The organism is Parabacteroides sp. AT13, from assembly GCF_002272965.1.
Classification (GTDB): Bacteria; Bacteroidota; Bacteroidia; order Bacteroidales; family Tannerellaceae; genus Parabacteroides; species Parabacteroides distasonis.
In genome coordinates this window covers 1,683,000-1,705,185 of record NZ_NQMH01000001.1, presented here as the reverse complement: position 1 = coordinate 1,705,185, position 22,186 = coordinate 1,683,000, and the positions used below count along the sequence as shown (strand labels likewise).

The following is a 22,186-nucleotide window of genomic DNA, read 5'->3' as shown; positions in this document are numbered from 1 at the left end:
GAACTTGATGGCGTTATCGATAAAATTCGTGATAGAATTACAAGGATTTTTGTATATGAATTCTGCAAGCTTGGAAGTCTTTTTTGTTCGGAAGGAACTCATTCCAGCGTGTAAGTGTTTGCCGGGAGAAGACCGTCAATGAGAAAACCAGCATAGAGGTAAAGGCGATACTGGTCGTGATAGCGGAACCTACGACCCCGTAAGACGGGATGAGTAGAAAGCCGGAGATTAATAAGGCAATAAGCCCTACGCACGAGCTTGCCGTACTGTACCGGATCTTTCCGCTGCCGATGAAATAATGGCTGATGATGCTGTTGCAGCCTAACGCTACGATTCCGATCGATAATCCGCCTATCACTTTACGTATGCCTTTGAACTCGGCGCTGAAAAGATAATCCGTATATATCCATTCCGGTACCAATAAGATACATCCCATCACGAGGGCTAAAGCGCAAAAGGTCAATTTGAAAAGCTGTAAGGTAATACGTTTTTGTTCCGTTGCCTCTGAGGTCTTGGCCACGCTACTGTATTCGATGAAACTTACGCTGCGACTAATATTCCATACACTCTCGGATATCTTGGTCCCAGCATCTAGCAAGCCTACGCTTCCCAACCCGGCGAAACGTTGTATCAAGAAATAATTGAGTCGGGTAGTACAGGTTTCCGCCAACCCGTCTGCGCCGGCCCACAGGCCGTAGGCAAACATTTCTTTTAATAGACCGTAGAGTGATTTGCCGGAAGACCGGGATGTCTCCTTTAAGAAATAAGGAACAAGCATCGATAGGCTGGCAATAAAGGCTATGCCGTTCGTGACATATAATCCCCAGACATACGACCGTACGTCCGGGCGCTTCAATATATAATAGAAATAGAGTAAGACGAAAAATAGCAGTCCTCCTTGCAATATAAACGTGAGATTAAACCCTTTGATATTGTCTTTACCCAACAAGAAGCGGGCATTGGCGTTTACCGTAGAGCTCAAGATCGCCAACAAGAAGATATCCAGCCGATAGCCGGTGGGTAAAAGCCCGGTAAGATACATGAAGCCGCAAGCTAGGGAAGAGCCGATAGGTGTCCACAGATATGCGGGAAGGAAAATTGTCCGCATGGAGTAACAGTTCATGAAATAGACAATCGTATTCCCGCATAAAATCCCGTTGACGATTACCGCTATATTTACCGAGGCCACGATCAACCCGATCATCCCCACGCCCTCGATTCCCAGCACCTTCGCATTGATGAAGATCAGCGCTAGGTTAAGGAAAGCTATCAGATAACGCGAGCCTATTGTCCCCAGTATCTTTTTTAACATAAGCTATAGTTGTAATCCATTCAGTAACCTTACATAGGTATCGATCGCTTCCCGGATCTCCGGTCCCTTGATGTATTCGTCTGCGGAATGGGAACGTGCCGAGTTTCCCGGCCCTATCTTTACGGAGGGGAAACGCATCAAGGCTTGGTCGCTAAGCGTAGGAGAGCCGAAAGGCTCTTTTCCCATCAAGATCGCCCGTCGCACAAAAGGATGATCCAGATCCGTGCGGGTGGAGCTAAGGCGGAAGCTGCGGGCCTTGATCTCGCAATGAACCTTTTCCTTGATTAGCTCGAATAACTGTTCGTTCGTATAAAATTCGTTGGTGCGGATATCTACCGTGAATTCGCATTTATCGGGAACGACATTGTGTTGCGTACCGGCATGGATGATGGTGACAGTCATTTTCACCGGTCCGAGGAAGTCGCTTTTCTCCGGGAATTGATAGGTGCTGAACCATTCTATATCCTTCATCGCTAAAGTGATGGCATTGATGCCCTCATTACGTGCGGCATGTCCGGCCTTTCCGATAGCGGTGCAATCCAGTACCATTAACCCTTTCTCGGCTACGGCGGGTTGCATACCCGTGGGTTCACCTACGACAGCGAAGGAGATAGGAGGAAGCTCGGCCAATGCGCTTTCAATGCCATTCTTCCCGGATACCTCTTCCTCACAAGACGCGAGGAAGATTAGATTATAAGGTTGCTCTTTCTCGCTTAAGATGCAGAAGGCTTCATAGAGGGAGACTACGCTCGCCCCGGCATCGTTACTGCCCAGTCCATATAATTGATCATCCTCGGTCTCTTCGGGAGTGAACGGGTCTTTGGTCCAACCGGAAGCGGGCTTGACGGTGTCTATATGGGAGTTGAGTAAAAGGGTCGGTTTACCGAAATCGAAATCCGGGGCGATGATCCACAGGTTGTTGCCTTTGCGGAACACCTTTTGTCCGGCCTTTTTCCATTCTGCTTGCAGGAAATCCGCTACGGCGGTCTCGTCCCGGCTGAAAGACGGACGGGAGATCATGCCTTTTAATAAATCAATCGCTTCGTAATATCTTTCCATATTATAATAAATTATTTACGGTGCATCTGTCTTTCTCCAGTTGAGCTTTCAATTCTTCTAAGGAATCGAATTTGATGTCTCTGCGTACGTATTGAACGAATGAGACACGAATGCTATCATTGTAGATATCTCCGGAGAAATCCAGAATATTGACCTCCATGGATATGTCCTTCCCATTATTGAGTGTCGGACGGTCACCGATATAAAGCATTCCCTTATATCGTTCGCCTTCCACCTCCACCCATACGGCATATACGCCAATACCCGGAATGACTTTAAAAGGCTCATCTACCCGTATATTCGCCGTGGGAAATCCTAGCGTGCGTCCCACTTTATAGCCGCTGACGATATGGCCCAGCAATTGATAGGGATAGGTCAGTAAATAAGCGGCTTCCGCTACATTTCCGGCTTGAAGTAATTTCCGGATCTCGGAAGAGCTGACGGCCGTATTCCCTTCGTCATAGGGAGATGCCTTCAGCACCTCGATACCACATTCGGTGCCATAAACGACATATTGCTCGAAGCCATCCGTCCGATCGTGCCCGAAACGATGGTCATATCCGATCAATAAGGTCTTTACATGCAGGCTCTTCGCTAAAATAGAGGTAATGAATTCCTTGGCCGAGAGCCGGGATAGCTCGATCGTAAAATCCAATACGATGCAATAATCTACTCCGGTAGTCTCTAATTGCTGTAACTTTTCCTCGAAAGAATTTAATAGCTTCGGTTGGTAATCCGCGTGCAATACGGCCCGGGGATGTTCCGGGAAGGTGATTACGGCCGATGGCAGGTTACGTGCTTTGGCAATCTCTTTCATCTCGTCGATTAAGAAACGGTGTCCTAGATGCACACCATCGAAAAATCCGATCGTAGCCACCAGTTCCTTTCCTTTCAGTCTGTCAAAATCTCTTACAACAATCATTGCGCCTTATTCATTTCTATTCCAATCGAAAGACAAATGTACGGGATAATTTTTAATAATCATGTTCTTATATATAGATACTTTACGTGTATGTTTACTGCAACCCGCGTTGCAGCAGAATTAGATACAGGTTGGTTTGGTTCGTTCTCGGGAAATATCTATATTTGCTAAGTATGAAAACGAAAACTCTACTCTGTATTATAATGATCCTGTCTTGGGGAATGTTGGGATCCGGACTAGCGGCGGAAGATATTCTTTTCAACCGTCTGGGAGTACAGGACGGTCTGTCTTCCAATGAGATCACTTGTATCCTGAAAGACCGGAAGGGGTTTATGTGGTTGGGTACCACTTCTGGGGTGAACCGTTTTGATGGGTATGAGTTTAAGCATTATAAATACAAGGAAAGCGGGTTGCCTTTTAGGGAGGAGCATGTCTCCGAGCTTCAAGAAACCGCCGATGGGCGTATTTGGATTACCTATAATACGAACCAACTTTGCGTATATGAGCCCGATAATGACCGTTTTATTCCGGAGAAGGAAATATTAGATAGCTTACGTCTAGAGAATCCTCCCGCTAAGATATTTGTCGACAATGATAAACAACTCTATTTCGCTACCTATACGAATGAATTTTGCCGTTATGATCAAGCGAGGGGAAAGATTTATTCGTATCCGCTAAATAAAGAGGATGGCCGGGTTTGTGATATGAGTGACGTGGGCGATCGTCTATATGTAGTCCATACCTCGGGAGTGGTAGAGGGGATCGATAAGGCATCCGGAGAACCTGTCTATCGGGATGAGTATCTGACTCAATATGCGAATGCCCAGTTATTCTATGTGTTCGCCGATAGTGACGGGGATCTGTGGTTTTTCTTAAATCCCGGATATAGTAGAGGTCTCTTTCGCCTAAATCCCAAAAGCAAGGAGTGGAAACATTATACGACCGAAACCCCGGTCGCTTTATCCTCTATAATGGTGCGTGACGTGGCGGAGGATATGAACGGTAATATCTGGATCGCTACCGATCATGGCGGTATCAATATCTTGGATAAACGTCTGGACCGGATGCGTTATATACGAAATAACCCGTTTAACCAAACGAGTTTGAGCCAGAATAGCGTGATCTGCTTGTATCGGGATGATACGGGGATTATGTGGGCCGGCACTTATAAAAACGGCATCAACTATTATCATGAGAGCATTTTTAAATTCCAGACTATCCGGTACCCTTTGGAGTTGATGCGGGATATCTTTAACAATGACTTTAATTGTATCGTAGAAGATAAAGAAGGGGATCTGTGGATCGGTACTAGCGGAAACGGCCTATTACGTTACGATCGGGAAACCGGGGAGTATGTCCGCTACCGGGCGGGGCGGGAAAGCGAGAACGCTATCTCCGGCGATGTCGTGATTAGTATGGCGAAAGATTTGGATGGCAAGTTATGGCTGGGTACTTATATGGAGGGGTTGACCGGTTTTGACGGGAAACGTTTCAAGCATTATCGGGATATCCCGGGCAGTAAGGACGGCTTATCCAATAATAGCGTGTATAGTTTGTATGTCGATGCCAAGAATCGTTTGTGGATCGGTACGTTGGAAGGCGGCCTGGATTGCTTGGATCAATCTACCGGGAAATGGACGTATTATCGTATGGGGGATAAGGAGAATGCGATTAACTCGGATATCGTATATAGCCTTTCCGGGGATGAGAAGGGGAATATTGTCGTTGGAACTTCTTTAGGAGTGAACTGGATCAACCCGGAGACGGGGACTGTTACTTCTTTTAATGGCACGAAGGATGGACGTTCCGTGTTTGAGGATCAAATCATCAATGTCGTATTTTGTGATAGCCGCCAATGGGTATGGATCGGGAGTAATCATGGGCTACATATATATGATAGGTTGAATGATAAGATGTATCGGTTGAACCATTCTTCCGGATTACCGGATAACAGCATCATGTCTATTCTGGAGGATAAATATCATACGGTTTGGGTGGGAACGAAGAACGGCTTATTGAATATCGTTCCGAATCGGGATACGGATAATAATTATACGTTCGATTGGAATAGCTATGATGAGAATGAGGGCGTTCAAGGACGTGTGTTTAACGTGAATAGCGCTTGCGGACTGGAAACGGGTGAGTTGGCGTTTGGCGGGACAAACGGTCTTACCTTCGTTGATCCTGCCCGGATACGTTATAATAGCTATGCTCCACCGGCGGTGATAACCGGACTTATGGTGAATAATGTCCCGATAACGGCGAGAGAGGCGTATGACGGGCATGTGATTTTGGATAAAGATATCACCTGTACCAAGCAATTGAAACTGAATTATACGGAACGTAATTTCTCCTTTACCATCTCTTCTTGTTGCTATTTCCTTCCTTTGAAGAATAAATATGCTTTTAAGATGGAGGGCTTCGACTCGGAATGGACTACCGTAAGCGCCTTGGAACGTCGTATTACCTATACGAACTTGAACCCGGGAACTTACACTTTCAAGGTAAAGGCGATGAATAACGACCGGATTTGGAGCAAGGAGATCACGAGCTTGCAGATCACGATCTTGCCTCCGTTCTGGGCTACCGGATGGGCAATAGCGTTGTATATCATAGCTGGTATATTATTGGCGTATGGCGTGATACGTTTTATTTTCCGTATCCAGCAAAAGAAGTTGGAGGAGGAGCAAGAACGGGCTACTGTGCGTCAGCAGCATGAGGTGGACGAGATGAAGCTTCGTTTCTTTACGAACGTAAGCCATGAGTTCCGTACGCCGCTAACATTGATCATGACTCCTTTGGAGAAGTTGATGAAAACGGAGAAAGACATGGAATCCCAGCAAATATTGAAGTTGATCTACCGGAACGCCGACCGGTTGCTTAAATTGGTGAACCAGTTATTGGATTTCCGCAAGATCGATATGCAAGGGGATAGCTTGGTCTTGTCTACCGGCGATATTGTCCCGTTCGTGCGTGACGTGGCTTATTCCTTCAAGGAGCTTTCGGAGCAAAAGCGGATTCATTTCTCTTTCTCCTCGGTCTTCACGTCTCTCCCGATGAAGTTTGACACGGATAAGGTCTTCAAGATCGTCTCTAATCTACTGAGTAACGCTTTTAAGTTTACGCCGGAGGGAGGTACTATCTCGGTGACGCTTAGCTTGCGGTTGGAGAAGGAGGGAGAGAACAAACTGGTTATCGAGGTGTCGGATAGCGGTATCGGTATTCCTGCGGATAAACAAGGAGCTATCTTCGATCGCTTTTATCAGGTGTCTTCCCCGGATAAGGGAAATCCCGTGGTAGGTACGGGTATCGGCCTGCACCTATGCCGGGAATTCGTGCGGATGCATCATGGGACGATAACCGTGAAAAGCGAGCCGGGAGCGGGTAGTACGTTTACGGTTACGCTGCCGGTGATCCCCTTGGACAACCAAGATATTATCTCGGCTCCGGAAGGAATTGCCGAAGGGGATATCTTGCCTCCGGTTGAGGAGCATGCGGAGATCGCTGATAAGGATGCGTCTCCGGCGGAAAGACCTACGTTGCTGGTCGTAGACGATAACACGGATTTCCGGGAATTTATGAAGTTAAGCTTGAGTGGCGTTTATTCGGTACTTACGGCGGCGGATGGAGAAGATGCGTGGAAACTCATTCCGGAGGAGCTGCCGGATATGGTGATCAGCGACGTGATGATGCCTATCACCGACGGTATCACTTTATGCCGCCGGATCAAGGGAGACATCCGGACTTCCCACATCCCGGTGATCCTACTGACGGCAAAGTCCGCTAAAGATAGCCAACTGGTCGGTCTGGAAGCTGGTGCGGATGATTATATCAGCAAGCCATTCAATATGGAGATGCTTCTCTTGAAGGTGCGGCATTTGATCGAGATGAAGAAGAAGATGCAAAAGGCCTTTATGCAGTCCTCTACCATGGGCATCGCCTTGACGGAAGTACAAGCTAGCTCCATGGATGAGGAGTTGATGCGTAAGGCCATCGCCTATATCGAAGAGCAGATCGCCAATCCGGAGTTGTCTGTAGAACGGTTGAGCCGGGAGATGGGCATGAGTCGTGTGAACTTCTACAAGAAATGCCTTTCCATCACGGGTAAGACTCCGGTAGAGTTGATCCGTACGGTGCGCTTGAAGCGTGCGGCGCAGTTATTGGAGAAGAGCCAGATGCGGGTCAACGAGGTCGCGCTGGAGTGCGGTTTCAATGATGTGAAGCTATTCCGGAAGTATTTTAAGGATGAGTTCGGAAGGCTTCCCTCTGACTATCATAAATAAACTTTTTCTAAATAAATGCCACGTAATTAGGGGATATAACAAAATATCCCCTTAAAATAAACATTCTTCCCCTACCTTTTTACGGTTCTCCCCGTAACCCAAAACATTTATGGCTTCCTGTCCGCCGCGAACCCTTTAATTTTGCCAACGAATGAAGAACCATTTTTCTTGTATGGAAAAACCTGTTCGGACTCATTGCTGATCGGAAATAATTAAAGAATCTATAGAATATGAAACAACACATCGCGGTATTCACGTTAGGGCTTTCCCTGCTGACTTCCTGCATGACTGATTCCGCTTACCGGAAGGTCGAGAATGGCTTGGTCGCCGATATCCGTTCCGGACAGGCGAAGGCTGTTAAATTGGAAGTAATCTCTGATGATATTATCCGGGTAATCGCCTCTCCGGATGGTAAGTTTTCCAACCAAGTGAACTTGATCAAGGACACGAAATCGTTGCCCGCCCCATCGTTTCAGATAACGACCTCGGGGGATACGATCATCGTAAGTACGCAAACCACACAGGCCCGTCTTTCACGGGAGACCGGAGAGGTTCGCTTTACCGACGCCAACGGACACACGATCCTTCGTGAGAAGACAAACGGAGGCAAGGAATTTACGCCGATCGAGGTGGAAGGAACCAAAGGCTATACCTTACGTCAGGTATTTGAGAGCGAGGACGAGGAAGGGCTTTACGGCCTAGGACAGCATCAGAGCGATGAGTTCAACTACAAAGGCAAGAACGAAGAGCTTTTCCAATATAACACGAAGGTGAGCGTGCCGTTTATCGTTTCCTCAAAAGGGTATGGTGTACTTTGGCATAACTATTCCTTGAGCCGTTTCGGCGACAAGCGTCCATACGCCGATTTGGGCGATGTCTTTGGGCTATACGGAAAAGACGGGAGGGCAGGGGCGTTGACCGCTACCTACTATACGGATAAGGCGAAGATTTCCGTTTTAATCCAGCGGGATGAAGATAAGGTAGATTATGAGAATCTGAAAACCATCAAGAACCTGCCGGCAGACTTCCCGAAGCCGAGCGCTTCCGCTACTTGGGAGGGCGAGATCGAGGCGAAAGAGACGGGTACTTATCATTTCAAACTACATTACGCCGGTTATACCAAGGTATTTGTGAATAACGAGGAGATCATCCCGGAACGTTGGCGTGCGGCATGGAACCCGAATGATTACAAGGCTACGGCCGATCTGGAAAAGGGCAAACGTTATCCGATCCGTATCGAATGGTTGCCGGATGGCGATGTCTCTTATATCGGCTTGAAGGTATTATCTCCGCTACCGGAGGAGGAGCGGGAGCGGTTGGCTTTCTGGTCGGAAATGGGGGATGATATCGATTACTACTTCATCAACGGAGAGTCTTCCATGGATAAGGTGATCAGCGGTTACCGCACGGTTACGGGCAAGAGCCAGATCATGCCGAAATGGGCGATGGGATTCTGGTTGAGCCGTGAGCGTTATAAGACGCAAGAGGAGCTATTGACCGCCTTGAACGAATACCGCCGGCGGCAGGTTCCCTTGGATGTGATCGTACAGGACTGGAGCTACTGGCCGGTAGACGCATGGGGTAGCCACGAGTTTGATAAGGAACGCTTCCCGGACCCGAAAGGCATGATTCAGGAAATCCACGATAAGGATGCCCGTATCATGATCTCCGTATGGCCGAAGTTCTATTATACGACAGAGCATTATAAAGAGTTGGATGCGCTGGGTGCTATGTATCAGCAGGCGATTAAGGATAGTATCCGCGACTGGATTTATCCGGGTTATATCGGTTCTTTCTATGACGCGTACAACCCGGAAGCCCGCAAGCTTTTCTGGGAACAGATGAACGAGCATCTGTATTCCTTGGGCATCGACGCTTGGTGGATGGACGCTTCCGAGCCGAACGTACAGGATAATACGGATATCGAGTATCGCAAGGCGCTTTGCGGACCGACTTATCTGGGCCCGTCCACGAAATACTTCAACGCTTACGCTTTGGCTAACGCCGAGGCGATCTACGACGGACAACGTAGCGTAAACCCGGATGACCGTGTATTCTTGTTGACCCGTTCCGGTTTCGCCGGCCAGCAACGTTATTCTACCGCTACATGGAGTGGCGATATCGGTACTCGCTGGGAGGATATGAAAGCGCAGATCAGCGCCGGCTTGAACTTCGCCATGTCCGGTATCCCTTACTGGACGATGGATATCGGTGGCTTCAGCGTGGAGAACCGTTATATGGGCGCTAAGGAAGGTAGCGAGGATTTGAGGGAATGGAGGGAGTTGAACAACCGTTGGTATCAGTTCGGAGCTTTCTGTCCGTTGTTCCGTAGCCACGGGCAATATCCTTGCCGCGAGATCTATAATATCGCTCCGGAAGGATCGCCTACGTACCAATCGATGAAGTATTATACCGAGTTGCGCTATCAATTGATGCCGTATATCTATAGCTTGGCCTCCAAGACGCATTTTGAGGATTATACGATCATGCGTGCCTTGGTGATGGATTATTCGGACGATGAGAAGACTTACGATATAGACGACCAGTTTATGTTTGGCCCGGCCTTCATGGCATGCCCGGTGTATGAGTATAAGGCTCGCGACCGTGAGGTGTACTTCCCGGCCGGCATTTGGTACGATTTCTACAACGGCAAGCGTATACAAGGCGGAACGACAATGGACGTGGATGCTCCTTACGAGCGTATGCCTTTGTTCGTGAGAGCCGGCTCTATCGTACCGACCGGAAAGGTAATCCAGTCTACGAAAGAGGAACAGAAAGACTTAATCGTCTCTGTTTACGCCGGTGCCGACGGTTCCTTCACCTTATATGAGGATAATGGCGTGACCTACGATTACGAGAAAGGAAATTACGCTACCATCCCGTTTGTTTATGATGATGCGAGGCGAACGCTCACGATCGGCGCACGGGAGGGCGACTATCCGGGCATGATCCGCGAGCGTCAGATCACGGTACGTCTCATCACGCCGGAGAACCCCGCTGGCAAGGACGTGACAATATCTTACCAAGGTAAACCTCTAGTTGTAGAGACGGGGCGTGCCCCGTCTCAACCCCTCTAAATGGTAACTTTAAATAATACCCATCAGTCTGTGCTAAGACGGGGCACGCCCCGTCTCTACAACTGGGTAGTATCAATTAAACTATATAATCACTAATGATACCACTGATGAATCGGCCACTTGCGTGGCTTCTGGGCCTATTGCTCACCGCCTGTTCCCCCACCGGGGAGCAGGTGCGTGAACGTAGCCCATGGAATGACGATTGGAAATTTGCCTTGTCGGATAGCGTTCAGGATTATTCATCCCCGGACAGCGATGATTCCACTTGGCGTATCTTATCTTTACCGCATGATTGGAGTATCGAGGGGGATTTCTCCCTCGATAACCCGTCTACCCCGGGCGGCGGCGCGCTACCGGGCGGGATTGGTTGGTATCGAAAGACATTTACCCTTCCGGAGACGGATCGGGGTAAGGTTGTTTATGTTGATTTCGACGGGGTTTACCGGAATAGCGAGGTCTGGATCAATGGTCATTCGCTGGGATTCCGTCCGAATGGTTATGTATCGTTTCGTTATGACTTGACGCCTTATTTGAGGTATGGAAGCCAACCGAACGTGATTGTCGTGAAGGCGGATAATAGCGAGCAACCGAATTCCCGCTGGTATTCAGGCTCCGGTATCTACCGTAACGTATGGTTAGTAAAGGTGAATCCGGTACATGTGGACAACTGGGGTACTTTCGTGCATGACATGAGGATCTCGCCGGAGGAGGCTACCTTCTCGTTGGAGGTGAGAATAAGGAATAGCTCGGAGGCGGATAGGGATGCCGAAATCTCTACCTCTATTTACGATGACCGTAACAGAGTTGTTACGGCACCCGTAACAACTCTATTACGGGTACCGTATACGCCCTGTTACGACGCCCGTATGCGGGAGGCATCTGTCGATCATCAGTTCTCGATCCCAAATCCCAAGCTTTGGAGTCCCGATTCTCCCTCGCTCTACACGGCCGTCACGGAAGTGAAAGTGGCTGGTAAGGTGGTAGATCGTTACGAGACGGTATTCGGCCTTCGCTCGTTCCGTTGGGATTCCGCTACCGGCTTTTATTTGAATGATAAGCCTTTGAAGATAAAAGGGGTTTGCCTGCATCATGATTTAGGCTGTCTGGGTGCCGCCGTGAATACACGGGCTATCGAGCGCCAGCTACAGATCATGAAGGAGATGGGTGTGAACGCGATCCGTACCAGCCATAACGCCCCGGCACCCGAGTTGCTGGATCTTTGCGATCGTATGGGCCTTCTGGTACAGGATGAGTCTTTCGATATGTGGGAACGCCGTAAGTCCCCATACGATTACGCCCGGTATTTCGCGGAGTGGCACGAGCGGGATTTGACGGACGAGATCTTGCGTGACCGGAATCACGCCTCTGTTTTCATGTGGAGTATAGGCAATGAGGTACTTGAGCAATGGAGTCATGCCGACGCTACCGAGCTGGATCTGCAAGCGGCGAACCTGATCTTGAATGCCGGCCATGCCATCGATCCCGCTTTGCTGAAGGATACGACCCTTAGCCGTCAATCCTTGATCACCCGTCATCTGGCGGCTATCGTGAAACGGCTAGATACCTCCCGGGTCGTTACCGCCGGCTGTAACGAGGTAAACCCTGCGAATCATCTGTTCCGCTCGGATGCCTTGGATGTGCTGGGCTTCAACTACCATGAGCGATATTTCGAGCCGTTCCTCCGGAATTTCCCCGGAAAGAAACTGATCGTGAGCGAATCTACCTCGGCCTTGATGACCCGTGGCTATTATGAGATGCCGTCTGATCATATTTATATCCGTCCGGAATCGTGGGACAAGCCTTTCGAGGCTCCCGAGCATGTTTGCTCCTCTTATGATAATTGCCATGTACCTTGGGGCTCTACGCACGAGAAGACTTGGCATCTGGTGAAGACGCTTCCGCATGTATCCGGCCTGTTCGTCTGGACGGGTTTCGATTACTTGGGAGAGCCTACCCCCTATTGGTGGCCCAGCCGGAGCAGCTTCTTCGGTATCGTGGATCTGGCGGGTTTCCCGAAGGATATATATTATATGTATAAAAGCGAGTGGACGAATGAACCCGTATTACACATTTTCCCGCATTGGAACTGGAAGGAAGGCGAACCGGTGGATATCTGGGCCTATTATAACAATGCCGATGAGGTGGAACTATACCTAAACGGAAAGAGCCTAGGCGTACGACAAAAAACGGACAGTACCTATCATGTCTCTTGGCGTGTGCCTTTTACGCCCGGAACTTTGAAAGCCGTCTCCCGCTTAGGGGGTAAGGAGGTCTTGGTGAAAGAGATCCATACGGCAGGAGAGCCGGCCCGTTTGGTCTTGACCCCGGATCGTAGCGTCATCCAAGCGGATGGCTCGGACCTATCGTTTGTAACCATAGATGTATGCGATATCGATGGTAACCGGGTTCCCGACGCTACCCCGTTGATCCGTTTCTCCGTGGAGGGCCCGGGTGAGATCGCCGGAACGGATAACGGAGATCCGAACGATCCGAACAGCCTCCGTAAACCGAAACGGCAAGCTTACTATGGAAAAGCCTTGGTCGTGATCCGGAACAAGGGCGGACAAGGCGACATCCACTTAAAAGCCATAGCCGAGGGCTTACCCGAGGCGACGGTAACGATTCAAGCGCAATAATAAACCTATAAATAAAAAGGAAATGAAAAAGATAATAGGCGTGATCGCTTGCGGGCTATTCTTGAACGCGGCTGCCGCGAGCTCGCAGGTCACGGATAAAGAGAAGGTACAAATGGAGAAACGTATCGAGAAACTGATTAAGAAGATGACCTTGGAGGAAAAGGTCGGATTATTGCATGGTAACTCAAAATTCTATGTTGCCGGAGTAGAGCGTCTGGGGATTCCCGAGTGGAGCTTGAGCGACGGGCCTCACGGGGTACGTGCGGAGATCAATCGCCACGACTGGGCATATGCGGGTTGGACAAATGATTCCGCCTCTTATTTCCCGACCGGCACGGCTTTCGCCGCCGCTTGGAATCCGGAGTTGGCTTACCGTCGGGGCGAGGTGCTGGGCGAGGAGGCTCGCTGGCGTAAGAAGGACGTATTGCTGGGCCCGGGCGTGAATATCATTCGCTCCCCGCTTTGTGGCCGTAACTTCGAGTATATGAGCGAGGATCCTTATATGAACTCCGTATTGGCGGTCGCTTATATCAAAGGCTTGCAGAGCCGTGACGTGGCTTGCAGCGTAAAGCATTTCGCCGTGAATAACCAAGAGACAAACCGTACGACTGTCGATGTGGAATGTAGCGAGCGTGCCTTGCGTGAGATTTATTTACCCGCTTTCAAGGCGGCCGTACAGGAGGGAGGCGCCTTGACGGTAATGGCCGCTTATAATAAATTCCGTGGGGAGTTCTGCGCGGAGAATAACTACTTGGTTCGCAAGATCCTTCGGAATGAATGGGGATTCGATGGCGTATATGTAACCGACTGGGGAGCCGCCCATAGCACGGTTCCTTCTATGGAGGCCGGCTTGGATCTGGAGATGGGCACGCTGATCGATAAATATGAGGATTGGTATTATGCCAACCCCTTGATCGAGGCTGTTAAGTCCGGTAAGGTTCCTATGAGCTTGGTGGACGAGAAGGTGGGCGATGTCTTACGTGTGATGATCAAGACGAATGTCTTGGACCCGAAAAAGCGTTTCGGCCCCGGCTCCATGAATACGAAAGAGCATCAGCAAGCCACTTATGACGCGGCTGCCGAAGCCATTGTCTTATTGAAGAACCAGAATAATCTTCTCCCGTTGGATTTCTCCTCGATCAAGAGTCTGGCGGTAATTGGCGATAACGCTACCCGCAAACATTCTAATGGTGGCTTGAGTTCCGAGATCAAGGCGGTTTACGAGGTAACTCCATTAGAGGCGCTTCGTGCGAAATGGGGCGATAAGGTGGATATCCGTTTTGCCCAAGGCTATGAGAAGTTATCTACTTTCGTGGAGGGAAGCAATAATGGGCAAAGCTCTGGTACTTTCTCTTCCAAGACACAGGAAAGCGACGCATTATTGAAAGAGGCGGTAGAGGTTGCCCGCACGAGTGACGTGGCCCTTTTGGTTTGTGGTTTGAACCATGATTATGATACCGAGTCGTTCGACCGTCTGAATATGGATATCCCATACGGGCAGGTTGAGTTGATTCAAGAGGTGGTAAAGGCGAATCCTCGTACGATCGTGGTCATGATCGCCGGATCGCCGTTGAATATGGCTGCCGTAGATATTTGTTCCCCGGCTATCGTTTGGGCTTGGTTCAACGGCATGGAAGGAGGAAATGCCTTGGTAGACGTATTATCCGGCAAGGTGAATCCAAGCGGAAAGATGCCGTTCACCACTCCCGTGAGCTTGGATCAATCTCCGGCGCATGCGTTGGGCAACTTCCCCGGCAGGGATCTGAAAGTGAATTATGAGGAAGATATCTTGGTCGGTTACCGCTGGTTCGATACGAAGGGGCTTCCGGTCGTTTATCCGTTCGGTTACGGCTTATCCTATACGACATTCGACTATTCCAACCTGAATACGGATAAAGAGACGTACGATCAAGCGGATACGATCCAAGCGACTTTCACCCTAACCAATACCGGAGACCGTGAAGGAGCTGAGGTAGCCCAATTGTATGTAAGCGATCCGGTTTGCTCCGTGATGCGTCCGGTCAAGGAGTTAAAAGGCTTCAAGAAGGTATTCCTTAAACCCGGTGAGAGTCGGCGAATCACGTTGGACATCCCCGTATCCTCTTTAGCTTTCTATAGTGAGGCACAAAGCCAATTCGTCGTAGAACCCGGCGAGTTCATCCTCCAACTAGGAGCCTCCGCCTCAGATATCAAGCAGAGAATCAGCGTGGAGGTGAAATAACTACCCAGTTGTAGAGACGGGGCACGCCCCGTCTCTACAAATAGATATTGAAAAATAACCGCTAGGACATTTTTCGTTACATTTCCTTGAACAAGAGCGCATCTATAGAGTTATATCCATATAATAACAATATAATTAAAGATGTGCTATGAACTCTCTACAAAATCCATTGAACGCTAACTATCCGCAAGATGTTACCCAAAAACCGGGCGAGAATGCGGTTTTCATTGTCTATGCTCTAAAAGATCTCCCCGACACGATTGATAAGGTAAAGGACGTGTGCGCTAATTTCTCCGCTTTGATACGTAGTATGCGCAATCGCTATCCTGATATGCAATTCAGTTGTACGATAGGATTCGGGGCGGATGCTTGGAAACGTTTCTTTCCGGAGCAAGGAAACCCCAAAGAATTGCAACCGTTTGAAGAGATCAAAGGAGTTAAGCTTACGGCTGTTTCTACCCCCGGGGATTTACTATTCCACATCCGCTGTAAGCAGATGGGACTGTGCTTTGAGTTCGCCTCCATTATAGACCAGAAACTGCGAGGTGTCGTGGAATCGATCGATGAGACCCACGGTTTTCGGTATAGAGACGGTAAGGCGATTATCGGTTTCGTGGACGGTACGGAGAATCCTGCCGTGGATGAAGACCCCTATCGTTTCGCGGTAATAGGCGATGAGGACCCCGAGTTTATGGGCGGAAGTTATGTATTTGTGCAAAAATACATTCATGATATGGTGGCATGGAATGCGCTTCCAGTGGAAGAGCAAGAGAAAGTCATCGGTCGCCGTAAATTCAACGATGTTGAGCTATCAGATGAGGAAAAACCGAAGAACGCCCATAACGCCGTGACGAACATCGGAGACGATCTGAAAATAGTCCGTGCTAACATGCCATTCGCCCATACCTCCAAAGGTGAATACGGTACCTATTTTATCGCCTATGCCAGCACGTTCAGCACCACCCGACGAATGCTGGAGAATATGTTCGTCGGTGATCCTGTAGGCAATACGGATCGTCTGCTGGACTTCAGCACGCCGATAACGGGAACTCTTTTCTTCGTTCCGTCGTATGAGTTGCTTGATAAGTTAGGGGAATAATTATTTATCCATCCTTAACTGTCTAGTTAACAGACTTCCGCAGTGCCAATCATTTTCCATATCGTGGCACGGCTGTGCCATCAGCGTGGCATAGCTGTGCCTTCCTTATGGCAATGGTGTGCCATTGAGATGGCACAGTCGTGCCATTATGATGTGCTTATCTTTTAATGAAAGGCTTGTTGACTGATAAGGTTGGAGTTACGGATAACAGAAGTAAACCGCCTATTATCAATACTTCAAATATCCATAGCGGTTATATAGTGTTGGGAGTGTAGACGCGTGTTGTATGTCGTTTGCGGATTTCAACCCGGATTTATGAAGTTAACTTACTTTGCCGTTGAAGCTAACTTACTTTGAAATGTTAGTTAACTGGTAACTTTCTACCTAAAAAAGCCATTTGGCAATGTACCTAATCTTTTTTGCGCTATAAAAGTATTTTGTAAGGTCATTCCGTAGACTTTAGGGTAGTAGTCTTCGTACTGTTTGATGGATCGCCATCTTGATTTTTTCCTTAATAATCAATTATAATTAAAGAATATATCATATATTTGCCTAGCTAGTAATTAAGACAGAAAAGCAAAAGGTAAAAGCGTAGGTTTTTATCTACTTATTCTTTCTTTGTTGGTAGTAAAACAATGATAAAATAGAAAACGTATGGATTATCATAGACTAAAATATTTTTAATACGTATATTTGCGACAATAAAAGGCTTTTAAGTTAGAAGCCTTGTGTTGCGTGCGATATTTGTGCGAGTTGACAAAAATCGGCCAAATTTTTCGAGACACTCAATGCACAGAGAAAGCCCCGCAGCCCTTTATTAGATATACGTGTTATCTATGCTACTGTATAGTATAGATAGATTATTGTATACAGATAAGGGGGGCGTGCGGCTGACTTTATTGAGTGTTGAGGCTTGGCCGAGCCTTTGTCAACAATATTTTCAGCCAATCGCCCTTTCTTTATTTTATAATGAAAGGCCAGCTCTTCAATATAACGCCAAATAACGCCCTTTTTAAAGATAAATAGTATAAGTTTTACTTTAATCAAATAGTTATGCCTGAGTTTATTACTCTTGAAGAAGCCGCTCGTATCACCGGCTTTCCATCTCAAGAAATCCAGCAATGGGCGATATCTAAAAAAATAACATCTTACGTCGTGAAGCAAGGTGTTCGCCTAGTCGATCTGACCAATTTGCGTGAATTCATTTCCCATATCGAGCGTATGGGAATACAAAAGCTATACCTGCAACTTATCATCCAAGACAAGGAAGAAGAGATAAACGAGATCATCTCCCAATTCGATGATTACCTTTTCTGCCTGCGATCCCTTAAAAACATCTCTCCCCTACTTAAACTCATTATCGCCGAACTATCAACATTCATACACGACAAGAAAGACCGACTTATCTTTACGGAAATAACTTCCGGAGCCAAGATAGAAGACGTAGCTAAACGTTGTGGTATATCCTACGACGGAATCTGTCGCCGATATAAGGTCATATCGCTCCGCTTGCAAGAAAACATGGGCTTCCTGACCGAATACAAGAAAACAATCACGAACCAAGACCTTGAGATAGAACGTCTGTGGATAGAGAACAGGAACATGGAATACGAATTGAGAAGATTATATAAAAAGGCGCTCCAAAACGGTCTATGTATCGAATCTCCCCGATCACTTACCCCCGTTCCCTTAAATGCCGCGAAACGGATATGCCAACCCATTACCCGTCTCACCTTAGCGCCCTATATCCGTAAATGCCTTACAACCTTGAAAATAGAAATCATAGAAGATATTCTACGTTACGCCCTCAAAAACGGACTCGACTCTTTATTAGACCTTCCCGGCTTTGGCGCTCTTGGTTTGGCCCAACTGAAATTCCAACTCGAAAAGCATAAGATAATCGATAAAACCGGGCATTCCGACCTTTATCAATATATCATTTGCGAAGCGGATAATTAGTGAGGACATTCTTTGTCCTCAAGTAGAATTTAACTAGATTTCAAGGATACTCATACTGTATTTACATTTTTTTGTATATTTGCGATATGTAATGATGTTTGTTTATATTTGAATCTTCACTTGTAACCTTGTTCTAGGTTCTGATGAAACTACATTGATTTGAATAGAGGATAAAGGTGATAAGAGATAGAAAATCAGTGAGTAACTAAATGGTAGAATAACCAATAGCAGTATAGATCTAAATAAAAATAGATATAGATGATTGTTATTTAGGGACTTACATTAGATAAAAGACGTAGTTTCATCAGAACTAAAGTATATGAACTGCGAATAAGCAGAATGGAGATAAGTTGGTATGGCGGGGATATATAATATATATGTGATATGAAAATGGATGGAAATTTGCTTATAGATCTGAAGAATGGGGATGAAAAGGCTTTTGAAACTCTATTTTGGGAATATAATCAGCATGTATATCATTTTGTTTATTCGTTGCTATATGATAAATCTATGGCGGCGGATTTGACCCAAAACGTTTTTCTTAAAATCTGGGAGAAGCATGAGACTATAGATCCGGAACAAAACTTTGATGCCTATCTATTCACCATAGCCCGTAACTTGGTTTATAAAGAGACAGAAAACCGGTTACTCTCTGAAAAACTGACGGAAAGCCTACAACGACAGCTATCAGATGTCGATTCGCTTATGGAAGAACGAATCGACGCAGAGTCTTTACGGGAATATATTAATAGCTTGATAGAAGAATTACCGCCATCACGTCGGGAGATATTCCGTTTGAGCCGTCATGAACATTTATCATATAGAGAAATAGCGGAACGCCTCTCTATCTCAGAAAAGACTGTGGAGACACAGTTGAGTAGGGCTTTGCGTTTTTTGCGAGATCGACTTTCTTCTGATGGCTTTCTTTGCCTTATAACACTCTTTTTATAGTTAATAAGCATTAAATATCTTGTGGTTTGTAGGGGTAGATAGTTTTTATCGGATATACGTATTATATTATATGATGAACAAACGTATATACATTTACATAAAATGAGACCTTTAGATCTAATCATATTACTATTAACAATTTTCCTATCAGCTTGTCAAGATAAGCAAAAGGAAATAATAACATTGTTGGTTAAAGAATGGCAGGGTAAGCAGATTCTATTTCCGGAAAATATGGTCTTTACCAGATTTGCATCTGATACAACTAATTTCGTAATCCCGACTTCGGATTACAAAGTCTTGGTTTTTGTAGACTCAATTGGTTGTACGAGTTGTAAATTGCAATTATCCCGTTGGAAAGAATTTATCCGATATACAGATTCTATCAGTCAGAAGAATATCCCTTTCTTATTTTTTTTTCAGTTTGATGATCAGTGGGAGATACATTCTTTATTAATAAGAGAGAATTTTGACAAGCCGATTTGCTTGGATCGATCAGACAGTCTAAATCAGCTCAATCATTTTCCAAAAGATATTCGGTTTCAAGTATTTTTATTAGACAAGAATAATAAAGTGGTAGTGATAGGTAATCCTGTCCATAACCCGAACGTAAAAGAATTATATTTGGAAGAAATAGGTAGGAAACAACCTGTTGCACCAATTCAGACAACCGTAAAAGTGGAAAAGGAATCACTCTTACTAGAAACTATTCCTTTAGGGAAGAGTAAAGACACTTTGTTTACGCTTGTCAATACAGGAGACCAACCTTTAGTTATTATAGATGTAACTACCACTTGTGGATGTGCTCAAGCTTTGTTTGATAAACATCCAGTTCAGCCCGGTGAATCTCTTCATATTAAAGTGGGAGTGACACCTGAAAATAAGGGACTCTTTGATGAGACAATCACAGTAAAATGTAATACAAATCAATTAATTAAACTCAATGTACGGGGAAATACGATTTGATAAAGTCAAATTATAAAAGGGAAACTTGCCTGATATATTAGAAACTATCACAGCAAGTTCTTCGCTCCAAAATATTATCAGAAAGGAGGTGATGTGAAAGTTTAAAATTTATTTAAATGTAAAAAAATATACAGAGGATATCTTATTCTAACTAAAGAAGATTAGGCAAAATATAAAGATCTTATAAATAATTATATTATGAGCGTTATGAAGAAATTAAGAATTATTCTTATTGTTATTGTTTTCTGTTTGGTGATGATTAATATTCTAAAAAATAATATTGATCCTTCTTTGTCTGGATTAGCTTTAAGCAATATAGAAGCTCTTGCGGGTGAAGAATGTACTACTCATTGGAGTTGCTGGTTGAACTTAGATACAAGAGCTTGTTGTAATAGTGGGTCTATTGGTTGTGCTCCATGTGATTAATTTTATGGTTCTATAACGTTTTTGTAGTGAAATATGTAATAAAATAACTTTGTTTTGATCTATATAATTCGTTGTAGAACCTAATTATTACGATTGAAACTTATCTCAAATACTTATAAAATGAAAAGATATTATTTGCTAATAATATTATCAAGCTTAATTTCTCTTTTGTCTTGTGAAAAAATAAATTATATGTATTACTTGGAAAAGGATAGTAATATGACATTTGATTTGAATTATGATGTAGAACCATATATTAAAGCTCTATTTCCTTATACAGATAAAGATGGACATCAATATATTAGTTTTCAAAATGGTTTCAAAAATCAGATTGTTTTTTATGATATACAGACAAAAGAAATGGCCTTCAAAATAGATCTTGATATAGAGGGAGATAATGGAGTTGGTTTTTTCTTAGGGTATTATATTGACAGTCTAGATAGTATTTATCTGACGAGTTTACAGCTCCCGGAAATATATAGTGTAAATAAAGAGGGGAAAATAAATAAAAAATTTTATTATGGAAAATCAAAAGATGGAAATGTTTTAAACGCATGTAACTCTTTGTCGTTTAGTTATCACCCTATACTTAAATTTAATAATAATCTTTTTGTATTGTCGGAGTGTAATCGATGGAAATATCCCAACCCTGTATCTGCAATGATTGATCTAAATACAGGGAATGTACAAGAACTTCCATTTGAATATCCCCGATTTAGTGGTGCAGATAATAAAAAAAAGAATGCTGGTGTAGAATTGTATTTTAGTAGATGTTTTAATGGTGATAAATTTATCTATTCTTTTTTCTATGAAGAAGATGTATTTATAACTTCTATAGATCACAATATTGTTGAAAGAGTGAATGTAAAAAGTAATTATATTGATAGGGTTGTGATGCCGAATGATTATAATGGAACATTAAAATCTATGTGTGAAAATCCAAATTATGGTAACTTGTTATATGATAAATACCGTGATGTGTATTATAGAGTTTGCTATTTGAAAACAGAGATAGATAATAGAGAAAACTATATGGAATTGTGGGATTTTGGAAGAAAGATATTTTCTATTATAATTCTAGATAAAAACTTTAATATAATAGGTGAGACTGTTTTTCCTGAATATACATATAATCCAAATCTGATGTATATTGATGAAAAAGGATTGTATATTTCTGAAAATCATTATAAAAATACAAATTATGATGATGATAAACTGATATTTAGACTATTTAGGCTATGTAAAAGCAAAGAGAAGTATAATGATTCAGCTGTTTGA

General features: G+C 45.2%; 13 protein-coding genes. 10 read left to right on the top strand and 3 right to left on the bottom strand.

Features of this window, described 5'->3' with window-relative positions:
- Positions 1–37 precede the first annotated feature (37 nt).
- The 3 genes from CI959_RS07195 to ribF are packed head-to-tail and all read right to left on the bottom strand — an operon-like array spanning position 38 to position 3,293.
- On the bottom strand, positions 38–1,312 hold the full coding sequence (locus tag CI959_RS07195; protein ID WP_057317250.1) for a lipopolysaccharide biosynthesis protein: 1,275 nt from the start codon (positions 1,310–1,312) through the stop codon (positions 38–40).
- Between the two features lie 3 nt (positions 1,313–1,315).
- On the bottom strand, positions 1,316–2,371 hold the full coding sequence (locus tag CI959_RS07190; RefSeq protein ID WP_057317251.1) for a M20 family metallo-hydrolase: 1,056 nt from the start codon (positions 2,369–2,371) through the stop codon (positions 1,316–1,318).
- 1 nt (position 2,372) lies between these two features.
- Positions 2,373–3,293 carry a riboflavin biosynthesis protein RibF gene (ribF, locus tag CI959_RS07185; RefSeq protein ID WP_005863575.1) on the bottom strand — a complete coding sequence of 307 codons (921 nt, stop codon included), beginning with the start codon at positions 3,291–3,293 and terminating at the stop codon, positions 2,373–2,375.
- A gap of 203 nt (positions 3,294–3,496) precedes the next feature.
- Here ribF and CI959_RS07180 point away from each other — a divergent pair, with 203 nt between their 5' ends.
- The 10 genes from CI959_RS07180 to CI959_RS07130 all read left to right on the top strand — a co-directional run bounded on the left by CI959_RS07180 (position 3,497) and on the right by CI959_RS07130 (position 22,186).
- Positions 3,497–7,576: a two-component regulator propeller domain-containing protein gene (locus tag CI959_RS07180; protein ID WP_057317252.1), complete on the top strand. Its 4,080-nt coding sequence runs from the start codon at positions 3,497–3,499 to the stop codon at positions 7,574–7,576.
- A gap of 230 nt (positions 7,577–7,806) precedes the next feature.
- Complete coding sequence (locus CI959_RS07175; RefSeq protein ID WP_057326782.1) at positions 7,807–10,653, top strand: TIM-barrel domain-containing protein; 2,847 nt, start codon at positions 7,807–7,809, stop codon at positions 10,651–10,653.
- A 107-nt stretch (positions 10,654–10,760) separates the two neighbouring features.
- Positions 10,761–13,289: a sugar-binding domain-containing protein gene (locus tag CI959_RS07170; RefSeq protein ID WP_057326783.1), complete on the top strand. Its 2,529-nt coding sequence runs from the start codon at positions 10,761–10,763 to the stop codon at positions 13,287–13,289.
- Between the two features lie 22 nt (positions 13,290–13,311).
- A complete protein-coding gene (locus CI959_RS07165; RefSeq protein WP_057317255.1) occupies positions 13,312–15,510 on the top strand; it encodes a glycoside hydrolase family 3 C-terminal domain-containing protein in 2,199 nt (732 codons plus the stop codon).
- 148 nt (positions 15,511–15,658) lie between these two features.
- Complete coding sequence (locus CI959_RS07160) at positions 15,659–16,609, top strand: Dyp-type peroxidase (RefSeq protein ID WP_005860205.1); 951 nt, start codon at positions 15,659–15,661, stop codon at positions 16,607–16,609.
- A 1,053-nt stretch (positions 16,610–17,662) separates the two neighbouring features.
- A complete protein-coding gene (locus CI959_RS07150; protein WP_005863563.1) occupies positions 17,663–18,568 on the top strand; it encodes a hypothetical protein in 906 nt (301 codons plus the stop codon).
- 384 nt (positions 18,569–18,952) lie between these two features.
- A complete protein-coding gene (locus CI959_RS07145; protein ID WP_005863561.1) occupies positions 18,953–19,519 on the top strand; it encodes an RNA polymerase sigma factor in 567 nt (188 codons plus the stop codon).
- Positions 19,520–19,621: 102 nt separating this feature from the next.
- A complete protein-coding gene (locus CI959_RS07140) occupies positions 19,622–20,482 on the top strand; it encodes a DUF1573 domain-containing protein (protein ID WP_057317256.1) in 861 nt (286 codons plus the stop codon).
- 207 nt (positions 20,483–20,689) lie between these two features.
- Positions 20,690–20,908, top strand: coding sequence for an NVEALA domain-containing protein (locus CI959_RS07135; RefSeq protein WP_157257407.1), 219 nt, complete (start codon positions 20,690–20,692; stop codon positions 20,906–20,908).
- A 120-nt stretch (positions 20,909–21,028) separates the two neighbouring features.
- Positions 21,029–22,186: a DUF4221 family protein gene (locus CI959_RS07130; RefSeq protein ID WP_070104088.1), complete on the top strand. Its 1,158-nt coding sequence runs from the start codon at positions 21,029–21,031 to the stop codon at positions 22,184–22,186.

What these genes read in the sequence shown, in the direction of transcription:
- CI959_RS07150 (WP_005863563.1), top strand. Translation starts at nt 17,663, where the DNA reads ATGCCTGAGTTTATTACTCTTGAAGAAGCCGCTCGTATCACCGGCTTT.
- CI959_RS07140 (WP_057317256.1), top strand. Translation starts at nt 19,622, where the DNA reads ATGAGACCTTTAGATCTAATCATATTACTATTAACAATTTTCCTATCA.
- CI959_RS07180 (WP_057317252.1), top strand. Translation starts at nt 3,497, where the DNA reads ATGATCCTGTCTTGGGGAATGTTGGGATCCGGACTAGCGGCGGAAGAT.
- CI959_RS07195 (WP_057317250.1), bottom strand. Translation starts at nt 1,312, where the DNA reads ATGTTAAAAAAGATACTGGGGACAATAGGCTCGCGTTATCTGATAGCT.
- CI959_RS07175 (WP_057326782.1), top strand. Translation starts at nt 7,807, where the DNA reads ATGAAACAACACATCGCGGTATTCACGTTAGGGCTTTCCCTGCTGACT.
- CI959_RS07135 (WP_157257407.1), top strand. Translation starts at nt 20,690, where the DNA reads ATGAAGAAATTAAGAATTATTCTTATTGTTATTGTTTTCTGTTTGGTG.
- CI959_RS07190 (WP_057317251.1), bottom strand. Translation starts at nt 2,371, where the DNA reads ATGGAAAGATATTACGAAGCGATTGATTTATTAAAAGGCATGATCTCC.
- CI959_RS07160 (WP_005860205.1), top strand. Translation starts at nt 15,659, where the DNA reads ATGAACTCTCTACAAAATCCATTGAACGCTAACTATCCGCAAGATGTT.
- ribF (WP_005863575.1), bottom strand. Translation starts at nt 3,293, where the DNA reads ATGATTGTTGTAAGAGATTTTGACAGACTGAAAGGAAAGGAACTGGTG.
- CI959_RS07145 (WP_005863561.1), top strand. Translation starts at nt 18,953, where the DNA reads ATGAAAATGGATGGAAATTTGCTTATAGATCTGAAGAATGGGGATGAA.
- CI959_RS07170 (WP_057326783.1), top strand. Translation starts at nt 10,761, where the DNA reads ATGAATCGGCCACTTGCGTGGCTTCTGGGCCTATTGCTCACCGCCTGT.
- CI959_RS07165 (WP_057317255.1), top strand. Translation starts at nt 13,312, where the DNA reads ATGAAAAAGATAATAGGCGTGATCGCTTGCGGGCTATTCTTGAACGCG.
- CI959_RS07130 (WP_070104088.1), top strand. Translation starts at nt 21,029, where the DNA reads ATGAAAAGATATTATTTGCTAATAATATTATCAAGCTTAATTTCTCTT.